Source organism: Amycolatopsis sp. Poz14, assembly GCF_006704225.1.
Taxonomy (GTDB): Bacteria; Actinomycetota; Actinomycetes; order Mycobacteriales; family Pseudonocardiaceae; genus Amycolatopsis; species Amycolatopsis nivea.
In genome coordinates this window covers 228,352-241,131 of the sequence record NZ_JACLHD010000001.1, presented here as the reverse complement: position 1 = coordinate 241,131, position 12,780 = coordinate 228,352, and the positions used below count along the sequence as shown (strand labels likewise).

The following is a 12,780-nucleotide window of genomic DNA, read 5'->3' as shown; positions in this document are numbered from 1 at the left end:
GGCAGGTTTGCCGCGGGGAGCTCGGGAGGTAGTTGTGTCGGAGGAGGCGCGCCGTCCTCGGCACGCAGCACCGGACGGGGACGGCGACGAGGCGAAGGCCGCGGACCAGCCGTCCGGGCGGGGCGAGGCGGCCGACGCTTCGTGGACCCCGCCGCCGCCCGTGCGCTGGGACACCCCGGAACCGTCGGTGTCCGGGCGGCTGAACCCGCAGGCCGATCCGGACGCCGAGACGTTGATCAACGCTCCGGTGCAGCGTCCGCAGGGCGGGCAGCAGGGTCAGTCAGCTCAGCGAGGCGGTCCGCAAGGTCAGCCGGGACAGGCCGCGCCGTCGGGCCAGCCCGCTCAGCCGGGACAGGCGCAGCCGGGGCAGGCCGGGCAGCAGCCGCGGACGCAGGGCCGTCCGGCTCCGCGCGGGGGCCAGCCGATGCCGCCGCAGGGCCGTCCGCAGGGGCAGCCGCCGTCGCAAGGCCAGCCGTATCCGGGACAGCCCGCGCCGCCGTCGCAGGGGCAGCCCTATCCGCCGCAATCGCGCACCGGACAGCGGCCGGCCCCGCCGAACCATCCGCAGCAAGCGCAGGGGAACCGCCCGTCGCGTCCGCCGGAGAACCGCGCCACCGGACCGAACTCCGGTCCGATCCCGATGGGCGCCGCCGCGCAGGGCAAGCCCCCGGCTGACGGCGGCGACGCCCCCACGCGTCCGCCGGGCGACCTCGCGCCGGTGATCCTGCCGCAGTCGAACCAGCCGGTCGCCCCCGTCGACCCGGCCGCGCCGATGCCGACCAGCGTGCTCGCCAGCCCGACGCCGCACACCCAGAGCATCATGCCGCCGACCCCGCGGGTGGCCCCCGCCGACGGCGGCCCGCTGCCCGACCACGGCACGGACAGCGTCCTGCCGTCGGGCGGCAGCGAAGGCCATGGCACCGGCACCCACGGTTCGCAGGGCTCGCAAGGCACCGGTACCGGTACTGGCACGGGTTCGTTCCCCGGCACCTCCCGGCGCACTGGCTCGCGCGGCACCCGCCGCTCCCGGCGCGGACGGCTCGGCGCGGGGCTCATCGACGTGCCTCCGGTGCCGTACCGCGATCCGTCGACCGCGGTGCTGGCCAACCCGGTCGTGGCCGAGGACAAGCGGTTCTGCGGCAACTGCAGCGCGAAGGTCGGCCGCGGCAAGGACGGTCAGCCGGGCGAACCCGAGGGCACCTGCGAGAAGTGCGGCACGCCGTTCTCGTTCATCGCGAAGCTGAAGGCGCACGAGGTCGTCGGCGGCCAGTACGAGGTGCTCGGCGCGCTCGCCTACGGCGGTCTCGGCTGGATCTACCTGGCCAAGGACCACAACGTGTCCGACCGCTGGGTCGTGCTGAAGGGCCTGATCGACACCGGCGACTCCACCGCGATGGCCGCCGCGGCGAACGAACAGCGGTTCCTCGCCGAGGTCGAGCACCCGAACATCGTCAAGATCCACAACTTCGTGCAGCATCCGGACGCGCAGACCGGCAACACCGTCGGTTACATCGTCATGGAGTACGTCGGCGGCCAGTCGCTGCGCCAGCTCGCGCTGCAGCACCACCGGGAAAGCAACCGGCCGGAGCCGCTGCCGATCGGCCAGGTCATCGCGTACGGCCTGGAAATCCTGCCCGCGCTCGGCTACCTGCACGGCCAGGGGCTGCTGTACTGCGACCTCAAGCCGGACAACGTCATCCAGACCCGCGAGCAGCTCAAGCTGATCGACCTCGGCGCGGTGCGGCGGATCGACGACTACGAGAGCCCGCTGTTCTTCACCACCGGTTACAGCGCGCCCGAGCTGGCGTCACAGGGCGCGTCGGTGTCCTCGGACCTGTACACGGTCGGCCGGACGCTCGCCGTGCTGAGCTTCGAATTCGCCGGCTACACCCGCGAGTTCAAGAACACGCTGCCCGGGCCGGACGCGGTGCCGTTGTTCGCGCTTTTCGGGTCGTACTACCGGTTCCTGAAACGGGCCACGCACGCTGATCCGGACCGCCGGTTCATCGCCGCTGACGACATGGCCGACCAGCTGACCGGGGTCCTGCGCGAGATCATGGCGCTCGGCACCGGTCAGCCGCGGCCCGCCGCGTCGACGGTGTTCGGGCCGGAGAGCCGGACGTTCGGTGTCCATCTCGTGGTGCCCGAGCAGGGCGAGCGGGTGCCGTTGCCGGACGCGGCCGAGGTCGTTGCCGGGCTGCCCATCCCGCAGGTCGACACGGACGACCCGGCTGCTGGTGTGCTGGCTACGACGACCGCGCTGGATCCGCACGAGGCGATCGAGGCGCTGGCTACCGCGCCGCGCGAGTCGATCGAGGTGCGGTTGCGGATTGTGCGTGCCCGGATCGAGCTGGGCGAGTTCGTGGAGGCGCAGCGGCAGTTGCAGGCCGCGCAGTATTTGGCGATCCGGCACGGGTTCCCGCATGACTGGCGGATTGACTGGTACCGCGGGTTGATCGAGCTGGCCGGTGGTCGGCCGCGGGTCGCGCATGTGGCGTTTGACGCCGTTTACGACGACCTGCCGGGGGAGATCGCGCCGAAGCTGGCGTTGGCGGTTAGTGCTGAGGGTGTTGGAGATTACTTTGGTGCCGCTCGGTTCTATGAGCTGGTTTGGCGGACGGACCGGACTTATGTGAGTGCTGCGTTCGGGCTTGCGCGGGTGTATTTGGCGCAGGGGGCGCGGGAGAGTGCGGTGGAGGTGCTGGAAGGGGTTCCGGCTACTTCGACGCATTATGTGGATGCGCAGGTTGCTGCTATCAAGATCAAGACTCGGGCGCAAGGCGTGGGTACCGGGGAGCATCCGACTGTTACCGAGGGCGATCTTGTGGACGCTTCCGGGCGGTTGCAGCGGCTGAATCTTGATGCTGAGCGGCATACGCGGCTTAGTGCTGAGGTGCTTGAGGCGGCTTATGACTGGCTGAAGGTGCCTGGGCAGGCTAAGCCGGTTACTGCTGCGAAGGTGCTCGGGTGTGAGCTGGAGGAGCGGGACGTCCGGTTCGGGCTGGAGCGGTGTTATCGGTCGTTGGCTCGGTTGACGGATGACGCTGGTGATCGGATTGCGTTGGTGGATCGGGCTAATGCTATTCGGCCTCGGACGCTTACCTGACGGGCTCGTCGCCTGGCGGCGACATTGCCGTGGGGGTTGCGTGGGGCACCCCGAAGGTTGATTGTGCTGACGGTCTGGGGGTGCTTGTCAAGGCGGGAAAGATGCCTTGACAAGCACCCCCAGACCGCAGGGGAGCTTCGTATCGGGGTTGGGGGAGGGCTGGGTGCCTCGCTCGTCGGGTGCATCGGCTGCGGGTTGGAGTTGGGTGCCTCGATGGTTGGGTGCATCGGCTGCGGTTTGGGTGGGGGTTAGCGCCCCAATGTGGCATTGGGTGCGTGGGATGCACCCAATGTGGCGTTCGGTGCGTGGGATGCACCCAATGCCGCATTGGGGCGGCATCCCGGGCGGACGGCGGGCGGTCCGTGAAGGGCTCCTTGAGGGAATCCAAGTCCGTGAAGGAGCCCCTCACAGCCGGCGGGTCGTGAGGGGAACCCTGAGGGAATCAGAGTCAATGAGGGTGGCCCTCACGAACCGCGGGAGGGGCGCAAAGCAGCTGGATCAGGGGTTGATATCCCACTCGCGTTTGTTGCGTCGGTGCTGCTCGGCTAGCTTTTCCAACGCCTGCGGGTCGCCGTGGGTGCTGAAGTGCTCGAAGCCCACTGCGATGAAGACTGCCCGGGCGTTCACCGCGATGGGGCCGTCGGTGGCGTCTAGGTGGCCGTCTGCGCTGACGTAGATCTTGCGGCCTGCGACTCCGTCCAGGCGGGCCTTGATGTACAGCGTCGAACCGACCGGTACTGGGCGGCGGAAGTCTGTCTCCAGTTTTCCCGTTACCGCGGGGCGGTGCAGCAGGTTGCCGACAGTCGAGCCGAGTGCCTCGTCGAAGGCGCAGGCCAGCAGGCCGCCGTGGGCGAGTCCGGGGGCGCCTTGATGGGCCGACGTCACGGTGAACTTCGAGTGCACCGTGTAGCCCTCGCCGATGGCTGAGCGCAGGTGCAGGCCGTCGTCTACCTCGTCGCCGCAGCCGAAGCATTCGGCGAAGTGGGCGCCTAGTTCGGTGCCGGGGGCGGGGGCCTTCGGGTGGATCTCCGGCGGCTCCACCGGCACCGGCGGCCACGGGCCGGAAACAGGACTCATGGGACGACGTTAACCCGGCGGAAGGACCCGTCGGCACCCGCCCTGACCGGCGCGGGCGCATTTCCTGAGCGCAGGGTAGTCGGAAAATTCCGCACGGTAGAAATTTCGCGACTCACCCTGCCAGCTTGGTTCAACAGGTCAAGACTGGGGAAATGTGCTCCAACGGATGGACCGGGACGTGTGCAGGAGGAGGTCACCGCCGGGATGAGTGAGCCAAAGACGGGGAAACCCGAGGTCGATCAGAGAACAGTCAAACGCGCGGTGATCGCGTCCGCGATGGGTAACGCGACCGAGTGGTACGACTACGGCGTATTCACCTCGGGCGCGATCGCGACGAGTATCGGGACACTGTTCTTCCCCGGCGAGGGCAACGCGGTGCTGAAATCGCTTGCCCTGCTGGCCGTCGGCTTCATCGTACGACCGTTCGGCGGAGCGTTCTTCGGCCCGTTGGGGGACAAGCTCGGCAGGCAGAAGGTTCTCGCGCTCACCATTCTGCTGATGTCCGGCTGCACCTTCCTGGTCGGCGTGCTGCCGACGTACTCAGGCGGCTACAGCATGGGCATCGCGGCGCCGATCGCGATCTTGCTGCTGCGCCTCATTCAGGGCTTCTCGACCGGCGGCGAGTACGGCGGCGCGGCGACGTTCATCGCGGAATACGCGCCGACGAAACGGCGCGGTTTCTTCGGTTCGTTCCTGGAGATGGGCACGCTCGCCGGTTACGTGCTCGGCAACTCGGTCGTGCTGATCACTTACCTGTCGCTGTCGACCGAGCAGTTCGACTCGTGGGGCTGGCGGATTCCGTTCTTCATCGCGCTTCCGATCGGTGCGATCGGTCTGTACCTGCGGTCGAAGCTCGAGGACACGCCTGAGTTCCGCAGGCTCGAGGCGGCGGGCGAGAAGTCGGAGAAGGCTCCGCTCAAGGAGACCATCCAGCGCAACTGGCGGATGATCCTGAACCTGATCGGGATCGTGCTGCTGCTGAACATCGCCGACTACATGCTGCTCACGACGATGCCGACGTATTTCACCGACACCTTGAAGATCGGCGACACCGAGTCCAGCCTGATCATCATCGGGGTGGAAATCGTGCAGTTCGCGCTGCTGATCCCGCTGGGCGCGCTGTCCGACCGGATCGGCCGGAAACCCTTGCTGCTCACCGCGGCCATCGGGTTCATCGTGCTGAGCTGGCCCAGCATCAAGCTGATGCAGAGCGGCAGCCTGCTGTGGCTGATCGTCGGCTTCCTGGTCGTGGCGATCCTGCTGGCGCTGATGCTGGCGGTCATCGGCTCGACGTTCCCGGCGATGTTCCCGACGCGCGTGCGGTACGGCTCGTTCGCGATCGGCTACAACATCTCGACGTCGCTGTTCGGCGGCACCTGCGGCGTGATCGTCACGGCGTTGATCGGCAGCACCGGCAACGCGGACTGGCCGGCGTACTACTTGATCATCGCCGCGCTCATCGCGCTGGTCCCGATCATCAAGATCCCGGAGACGGCACGCGTGCCGATCGAGGAGATCGACACGGCGGACCACGGCGGCAAGCTCGCCGGCGCCAGCAAGTAAGCGAAACGAAAACCGCCCTCCGTCCATTGCGGACAGAGGGCGGTTTTCGCGTCCAAGTCAGCTGTTCTGCGTCGCCTCGACCGCCTGCGGAGCGAAGCGCTTGCGGGCCCAAGCTGCCAGGCCACCGGCGACCACGACGGCAACAACGGTTTCGATCATCAGTGCAACGAGCACCATGGTGCTTCCTCCTCAGGTTCTCGGGCCGGCCAATCCTGTGCCGGCTGAGCGACTGGTTCGACGGCCGCTCCGGCCGCCACTGAGAACATCGCCCCGAAAGCCCGGGATATTTCGTCGAAAACCCACTTGATCTGGTGACGTCGGCCACTCTTGCCGCGAAAGCGTTTCAGCCGGAGGTCGAGCTGGGTAACGAGGGGCTTCCCGCAGGTGAACGCATGGACGCGGGTACCCGGTCGGTCGTGGTCGGATACGCCCGCGGCGGTGCCGGCGCCCGCGACGTGCCCGCTCGTGGACCGGACGGCTCCACCGGCGGTTGCCGGTCCGGCGAGCCAGGGCTCACCTCCGGACCGGGCGTCGGCACCTGGGCCGGACCCGACGGGACCTTCTTCGGCGCGACCGGACTGGACGGGGCGGGCGAGACGGTGGCGAGTCCAGGTCCGGCAGGCATCACCGGCGGCTGCTCGGTCCCGCGGCTGCCCACCGCGAGACCGGCCACCACGAGCACCGCGACCGTCGCGGCGGAGCTGCCCGCGACCGCCCAGCGCTTGCGCTTGCGGCGGACGGCAGCACCGCGCACGATCACGTCCGCGGCGTCGACCTGCAGGGGCGGGCCGTCCGGCGTCCGCGCGAACAGCGCGCGCACATCGTCGGCATCATCGGAGACCATCTCGTTCACCTCCCTCCAGGGACGGGCAGTGCCTCGAAATGCGGGCCCAGCCGGGTCCGCAGGGTAGCCAGACCGCGCGCGGCCTGGCTTTTCACTGTGCCGGTCCGGCAGCCGAGTGCCGCGGCGGTCTCCTCGACGGACAGGTCCTCGAAGTACCGCAGCACCAGCACCGCGCGCTGACGCGGGGCCAACGCGGCGAGTGCCTGCTGGATCAGCTGGTCGTGCTCAGTCTCGGCGGCAGGAGCCGGGACGTCGGGTGGTGCGTCGGTGAGCCGCTCCCGTTTCCAGCGGCTGCGGCGGTTTTCCGCGAGGAAAGTGCGCAGCACGATTTTGCGCGCGTAGGCGTCGAGCGCGTCGTGCCGGGCCAGCCGCGGCCAGGCGAGGTACAGCTTGAGCAGCGCCGCCTGTGCGAGATCTTCGGCCCGGTGCCAGTCCCCGCAAAGGAGGTAGGCGGTGGACCGCAGGCTGTGCGCGCGCTCGCCGAAGTACCGGGCGAACTCGCCGTCCCACGGCGAGCTCTGCCCGGACGCCGGACGGGAGCGGGAGGGCACCGGGCGATCAGCCCCAGACCGAGGGCAGGTGCAGGTCGCCGGTCGGGCCCGCGGGCACCGCGGTCGGGACGCGCTTGGACTTCGCGGGCTGACCCGGCGCGGCGACCTTCGGCGCGGCGGTGGTCTGACGGTCCGCCGGGGCCGGGGCCGGCGCCGCGGTGGGTCGCTCGGCCGGGGCGGTCTGCGCCGGGGCCGGCTGCACCGACGGCGGGCCGTCCGCGGCGAAAGCGACCGCGCCGCCGGTCAGCGCGCCTCCGGCGAGCAGCAGCGAACCGATGGCGAGAGCGAAGCGAACACGCACGAGTTTCCTCCTGGTTCAGGTGAGCGCCGGGTGGCGCTTCTCTGCTCTAGTCATGCGGTCGGCGGTCGCCGGGGTTGCATCGGGTTTTTCTTTTTTCCGGCCGGGACAGGCGAACGGCCGGGAGCGTTCGAGAGCTCCCGGCCGTCCGGTTGACGCTGGTTCGGTTCGCGGTCAGGCGGCCAGCGCCGACAGCTTGGTCCACGACGCCCAGTCGTAGGTCCAATCGCTGTAGTCGCCGTCCTTCGCGCCCAGTTGCTGGGTGCTGCCGGAGATCTCCACCGGGTCGCCGGGAAGGACGCTGTCGTAGTAGATCTTCGCGTTCGCCGGCGACAGGTTGAGGCAGCCGTGCGAGATGTTCTTCTTGCCCTGCGCCCAGATCGACCCGGCGAGACCGTGGATGAACTCGCCGTTGTTGGAGATCCGGACCGCCCACGGCACGTTCACGTCGGTGTAGTTGTAGCGCGGGTTGCTCATCGAGTACGTCGAGTGCTTCGACATGACCACGTGCGTGCCGCTGTGCGTGACGCGGCCCGGGTCGGAGTCGAGGCCGTAGCTCACCGGGAAGTCCATGACCTGCTGGCCGTCGCGGATGACCTGCATGGTGTGTTCCTGGGTGTTGCCCTTGACGATCTGCGAGCGGCCGATGGTGAAGCTCGCCGAGACGTCCTGCTTGCCGTAGACGCCGTCGCCCATCGAAACGCCGTAGATGTTGGCCGAGACGACGACCTTCGTGTTCGGCTTGAAGTACTCCTTCGGCCGCCAGTGCACCGAAGTGTCGCCGTTGAGCCACGCCCACGCGCCCTCGGTCTTCGGCGTGGTCTCCACCGACAGCGCGCGCTCGACGGCGGCCTTGTCCTTGACCGCGCTCGGGAACGTGAGCGCGATCGGCATCGCGATGCCGTAGGTCTGCCCGTCGCCGACGTTGAGGCTGCCCTGCATCTGGCGGCGCGGTTTGACCGTGGTGAACGAGCCGTTGATCGGGACCTGCTTGCCGTCCTCGCCGGTGGCCTGCCCGGACCAGGTGTAGGTCTTGCCGTAGCCGAGGTCTTCGGTGCTGCTCCAGCTCTTCTTGTCCGGGGTCTGCTGTCCCTGCACCTGTTTGCCGTCGGCGTTCGTGAGCGTGACGCTCCCGATGGTGCCGTTCGCGACGGTCACCTTCGCCGGTTCGCCCGGCGCGACGTTGCCCGCTCCGGACGCCGGCGTGAGCGCCACGGCCGCCGGTTTCACCGGAGTGGCCGGTGCCTCGGTAGGCCCGCCGCCCGCGGTCCCGCCCGCGTTCACGCTCGACCCGCCGCCGCTGCACGCCCCGAGCGTGAGCGCGGCGACCAAGCCCAGCACCGCGACGCCGGCCCGGCGGCGTGCGAAGTGTCGGATTGTCACACCGATCCCCAATCTCCCCTTGGTACCCCGAACACCCAGACGTCCCGAGACACCTTCACGTTCACCGGAAACGGGGTGACCAGCATCACACTGCAACGAGTGACCATCACGGAAGCGGCTCGAACGACCGCGCACTGTGCATCCCCGAAGTGCGCTGGGTGTACTGGATCAGCGTAGCCGCGGGTCCGACTTCGGTGCGTAGGCAGCGATACGACGTTCCGGTGACGCGCGCACGTCGGAACCGATCCTTGCGATCAACGGGGTTCAGATTTGGTGAGATCCCGGTAGGCTGCTGACCAGGCCGTCGTTTTGCGTGTTCGTGGCTTCACACTCGCGGAACTTCTGACGCGAGCCGTGGGGCCGTAAAGCTCTTCGCTCGTCTCGTTGGAACCGCCCGGGACGGCCTGGGTGCCGCTTCGGTGGCATTCGAAGCGGATCTGTTACGAGGAGTACAGCGGTGGCGCAAGGCACTGTGAAGTGGTTCAACGCGGAGAAGGGCTTCGGCTTCATCGCGCAGGACGGCGGCGAAGGCGACGTTTTCGTGCACTACTCGGAGATCGAGGGACGCGGCTTCCGCACCCTCGAGGAGAACCAGCGAGTGGAGTTCGAGGTCGGCCAGGGGCAGAAGGGCCCGCAGGCCCAGAAGGTCCGCGCGATCTGAGTCAGGCCCGCGCGTTTTCTCAGGCCTGAAAGAAGGGCCCCGACGGGATTTCCCGTCGGGGCCTTTTTTCATTGCGGCTTCCGTTGTGGGGAATGTTTGGAGCGACGGTTACCGCGGTTGATCCTGGCGGGTGTTGGGGCGGCGGCTGCCGGGTGCTCGGGTTCGGGGGTCGCCGGTCGAGGGCGGGTTTCGGCGAGGCTCCCGGCACGTACGGGCGACGCCGGATCGGATGGTTGCCCCACTGCGAGTGGGCGTGCGTGATCCGACCCGATCGGGTGGCGCTGGCCGCTGTGGCGGGTCGCTGGGGCCGGGTCGGTCGCTGGAGTTGGCGGGTTGGCTTCTCACGCGCCCCGCTGTGCCGTTCTTGGCAGGCGATCGTGCAGCTGCTCGACAGCGGCGGCCTCGGCTGGCTGTCGCCCTTGTCGCGAGCTATCCGCCGCGCCGTCCGTTTCGCGGCCAAGACCGCGTCGTCGGCGGCGGAATCCGAGAGCGTCCCGCTCACCGGGACTCCGGCGGTCCGGCGACCCCTGGAAAGGGAAAACCCCCGGCCGTCGGGGGAAGCCGGGGGTTTTCGTTCAGGGGGTGCGGGGATCAGCGCCCGACGAGGGGCTGCTCGAACGTCTCCGCCGGGAAGTGGAATTCGTCGGTCATCGCGTCGGAGTGGCGGCGCTCCTGGGCGGAGGCGGCCTGGCCCTCCCACGAGAGGCGCTCCAGGATCCATTCCTGCGCCAGTGCCTGCGGGGTCAGGTTCCTGGCGACGGCGATGTCCTTGAGCTGCTGGCTGGCGATGAGGTTCATCCGCAGCTGGTAGACCTGCGCGTCGCCGAAGCGGCTGCCGGTCCCGGTGCTCTCCGGGTCGGAGTCCGGGGCGAGCGCGGCGAGGTAGCTGGTGAGCTCCTTGTCCTCGACGACTTCGTCGCCGGCGGCTTTGGCGGCATTGCGATGCCGCCCGCTCGAGACGGCTTTGAGATTCGTGCGGCTGCTGAGGCGGCCGAGGGAGGGAAGAGGCACGCGGTCACGATAACGGTTGGGTCTCGGCAAAGAAACCACTGTGAGCCACGACACACGCATTTCCGTGCCCGGCAAGCCCAATTCGATCACCTGTTCAGCCCAGTCGGTAAACACATTTCGCGACTGTCTGTTGATCAGGGGTACGGAGAGTAGATCCGCAGGTCAGCGCCGGTGTGCGGAAATGGAGAGACCCCCGCGCCAGGGGGAGGAACGCGGGGGTCGGAGGGGATCTCCACAGGCGCTGACCGGGGGTGTGTCAGCAACACCGATTGTTGCACGAGTTCCGGGGATCGGCGAGGGGAAGCCGGGAGAAATCGTTCTGCGCGATCTTGGAATGCGTTACCAGGGAAGCTTCGGAGAGTGTTCGCAGGTTCACTCTCCGGGGGGCTGCCGGTGCTGCTCGCCGCTGGTTAGCCTCGCGGCCAGTTGTTGCGAACCGCATGGAGGGGCCATGAGCGGATCGGTCGAAGTTCGTCAGTTCCTCCTTCGGTACGAAGGTGCCGACGGGGGAAGCACGTCACTGTCCGGCGGCGTGCCGGCGCAGCGCGGGTCGTCGGAAGGGCAACGGGTCTCCGACGACCAGGTCCGCCGAGCCCGCCTGGCCGTCGCGGCCGGTGCGCTCGACGTCGAGGACTGCGCGCAGTTGCTGGAGATGCTCGGGCTGAGTCCGGGTGACGACGGTCAGGCGCCTGTACAGCGCTGAGCGGCTGGACGGCCGGAGCTGTGTGGGTTTCGGCGGCCTGGACTCTCGGCGTGCGCTCGTCTCCGGCGTAGAGTGGCGTGGCGCACACCGATCGTCCGACCCGGCTTCGAAGCGGCCGATCGGCGGGAAGCGGCGCGGGTGGGGCGTTGGCGCTGGCGTTACCGCAGGTCGGAGGCTCGCCGATCGCTTAATGAACCCCCCGTGCAAAGCCCTTGGAACGTGCCCTATGCTTGTAATCGCTCCCAGGGGAACACCTGAGAGCGCGGTCGGTCGGTCCACCGAAACCGATCGGGCTCCCATCGTTCAGTGGCCTAGGACTCCGCCCTTTCAAGGCGGCAACGCGGGTTCGAATCCCGTTGGGAGTACGCAGTACCAGTAAGGCCCTGTGGCGCAGTTGGTTAGCGCGTCGCCCTGTCACGGCGAAGGTCGCGGGTTCGAGTCCCGTCAGGGTCGCAAGATCGTTCGGCTCCTAGCCGGCGTTCCCGGCCAGGTAGCTCAGTTGGTACGAGCGTCCGCCTGAAAAGCGGAAGGTCGCCGGTTCGACCCCGGCCCTGGCCACAGCGAATTTCAGCCCCCATCCCAGCGGATGGGGGCTTTTTCGTCGTCTCGGTCTTCCCTTCGGAAGCAGTCTTGCCAAACCTTCGGAGCCCTCCCTAGCCTCGATAACGTCTCAAAAGGTCTGGACCACTGGAGGTCGAGGATGCCGGGAGATGTGGGACGTCGAGGTTTTCTGGCCGGATCGGCGGCGCTGGGGGTCGGGGTGATGGCACCGTTCGGAGCCGAGAGACTACTGGCGCGCGGACGACGGCGACCGGCCTTATTTCCATCCCTCGGACGCTGGCCTTCCGGTGATCAGCCTGCTCGCGTACACCGAGATCGCTGACGCGGCAACGGTTTCTGACGTGCTGAAGGTGGTGCGGCGCTCGCTGGAGTTCGAGCTTGCGGTGACCGCCGAGGTGCCTAACCCGTTTGGGTATGCGCGGAATCTTGTGCAAGATGGGGAGGGTAAGAGGTATAGCTCATTTTTCTTCCCGCACAACGTCACTCCGCGAGTGAAGGACCAGTGGTGGCAGGGGGAGAACGCGCGGATCGCTTCGCTGGCGACCGCCGCTCGCCTTGCCGCGCCACGGTTTCCCGGCGAGTTCGCGGCACGCCTGCGGTCGTACGCGGCTGATCAGCTGAACTGGATCTGCGGCAGCAACCCGTACGGCGTGTGCATGCTTGACGGCAGTGGCCACGCTAATCCGCAGTACAGCTGGCTCGGGTCGTGGCAGTTCCTGCCGACGTCAGGTGGAATCGTCAACGGCATCACCGGCTTGAACGAGGACGGCAGCGGGATCGCCTGGGATCGCGGTTACGTAGTCACAGGAAAGGACGACGACTGGCGGTGGGATGAACAGTGGCTGCCCCACTCAACGTGGTACCTGTACGCGGTCGCGGTGGGAGATTGATCCAGGCAACGGCGCGGAACCGGATCGTCTCTGACGCGAGCTTGCCTACTGCCCGGCTTGTCGCTGGGCTGTGGCGTCTCGCATGCGGTGCGTGCCGCGAGCCTGGAGTGCTGGCATGGGCTTGCTGGGCCT

11 protein-coding genes and 3 tRNA genes are annotated in these 12,780 nt (G+C 68.2%); 8 read left to right on the top strand and 6 right to left on the bottom strand.

The window, feature by feature from the left end; all coding sequences use genetic code 11:
• The first annotated feature begins 34 nt into the window (after nt 1-34).
• Nucleotides 35-3,106: a serine/threonine-protein kinase gene (locus FKO37_RS01275; protein WP_238603508.1), complete on the top strand. Its 3,072-nt coding sequence runs from the start codon at nt 35-37 to the stop codon at nt 3,104-3,106.
• 498 nt (nt 3,107-3,604) lie between these two features.
• Here FKO37_RS01275 and FKO37_RS01270 read toward each other — a convergent pair whose 3' ends face one another.
• Nucleotides 3,605-4,183 (bottom strand): PaaI family thioesterase, encoded by a 579-nt coding sequence (locus FKO37_RS01270; protein WP_167756544.1) that lies wholly within the window; start codon nt 4,181-4,183, stop codon nt 3,605-3,607.
• Nucleotides 4,184-4,387: 204 nt separating this feature from the next.
• On the opposite strand from FKO37_RS01270, the gene FKO37_RS01265 reads away from it, so the two are divergent.
• Nucleotides 4,388-5,746 (top strand): MFS transporter, encoded by a 1,359-nt coding sequence (locus tag FKO37_RS01265; protein ID WP_134663774.1) that lies wholly within the window; start codon nt 4,388-4,390, stop codon nt 5,744-5,746.
• A 343-nt stretch (nt 5,747-6,089) separates the two neighbouring features.
• Here the strand turns inward: FKO37_RS01265 and FKO37_RS01260 are convergent, their stop codons facing one another.
• The 4 genes from FKO37_RS01260 to FKO37_RS01245 all read right to left on the bottom strand — a co-directional run bounded on the left by FKO37_RS01260 (nt 6,090) and on the right by FKO37_RS01245 (nt 8,822).
• Nucleotides 6,090-6,590: a hypothetical protein gene (locus FKO37_RS01260; RefSeq protein ID WP_238603507.1), complete on the bottom strand. Its 501-nt coding sequence runs from the start codon at nt 6,588-6,590 to the stop codon at nt 6,090-6,092.
• 5 nt (nt 6,591-6,595) lie between these two features.
• Nucleotides 6,596-7,141, bottom strand: a complete 546-nt coding sequence (locus tag FKO37_RS01255; RefSeq protein WP_037807444.1) for a SigE family RNA polymerase sigma factor — start codon at nt 7,139-7,141, stop codon at nt 6,596-6,598.
• A 7-nt stretch (nt 7,142-7,148) separates the two neighbouring features.
• On the bottom strand, nt 7,149-7,442 hold the full coding sequence (locus tag FKO37_RS01250; protein ID WP_037807446.1) for a hypothetical protein: 294 nt from the start codon (nt 7,440-7,442) through the stop codon (nt 7,149-7,151).
• 171 nt (nt 7,443-7,613) lie between these two features.
• On the bottom strand, nt 7,614-8,822 hold the full coding sequence (locus tag FKO37_RS01245) for an Ig-like domain-containing protein (RefSeq protein WP_037807449.1): 1,209 nt from the start codon (nt 8,820-8,822) through the stop codon (nt 7,614-7,616).
• A 457-nt stretch (nt 8,823-9,279) separates the two neighbouring features.
• On the opposite strand from FKO37_RS01245, the gene FKO37_RS01240 reads away from it, so the two are divergent.
• Nucleotides 9,280-9,483 (top strand): cold-shock protein, encoded by a 204-nt coding sequence (locus tag FKO37_RS01240; RefSeq protein WP_003097368.1) that lies wholly within the window; start codon nt 9,280-9,282, stop codon nt 9,481-9,483.
• Nucleotides 9,484-10,074: 591 nt separating this feature from the next.
• On the opposite strand, the gene FKO37_RS01235 is transcribed toward FKO37_RS01240, so the two are convergent.
• Nucleotides 10,075-10,494, bottom strand: coding sequence for a hypothetical protein (locus FKO37_RS01235; RefSeq protein ID WP_037807455.1), 420 nt, complete (start codon nt 10,492-10,494; stop codon nt 10,075-10,077).
• Nucleotides 10,495-10,945: 451 nt separating this feature from the next.
• Between FKO37_RS01235 and FKO37_RS01230 the strand changes: the two genes are divergently transcribed.
• From FKO37_RS01230 to FKO37_RS01210, 5 genes are all read left to right on the top strand, one after another.
• Complete coding sequence (locus FKO37_RS01230; RefSeq protein ID WP_037807458.1) at nt 10,946-11,197, top strand: hypothetical protein; 252 nt, start codon at nt 10,946-10,948, stop codon at nt 11,195-11,197.
• Between the two features lie 292 nt (nt 11,198-11,489).
• Nucleotides 11,490-11,562: transfer RNA gene (locus FKO37_RS01225), tRNA-Glu, on the top strand.
• A gap of 14 nt (nt 11,563-11,576) precedes the next feature.
• A tRNA-Asp gene (locus FKO37_RS01220) sits at nt 11,577-11,650 on the top strand.
• A gap of 31 nt (nt 11,651-11,681) precedes the next feature.
• A tRNA-Phe gene (locus tag FKO37_RS01215) sits at nt 11,682-11,755 on the top strand.
• Between the two features lie 290 nt (nt 11,756-12,045).
• Entirely contained in the window at nt 12,046-12,648 is a 603-nt protein-coding gene (locus FKO37_RS01210; protein WP_238603506.1) for a hypothetical protein, read from the top strand.
• Nucleotides 12,649-12,780: the final 132 nt, after the last annotated feature.

Bases quoted from the DNA above. Each gene is read 5' to 3' on its own strand.
- FKO37_RS01270 (WP_167756544.1), bottom strand. From the start codon at position 4,183: ATGAGTCCTGTTTCCGGCCCGTGGCCGCCGGTGCCGGTGGAGCCGCCG.
- FKO37_RS01265 (WP_134663774.1), top strand. From the start codon at position 4,388: ATGAGTGAGCCAAAGACGGGGAAACCCGAGGTCGATCAGAGAACAGTC.
- FKO37_RS01260 (WP_238603507.1), bottom strand. From the start codon at position 6,590: ATGGTCTCCGATGATGCCGACGATGTGCGCGCGCTGTTCGCGCGGACG.
- FKO37_RS01230 (WP_037807458.1), top strand. From the start codon at position 10,946: ATGAGCGGATCGGTCGAAGTTCGTCAGTTCCTCCTTCGGTACGAAGGT.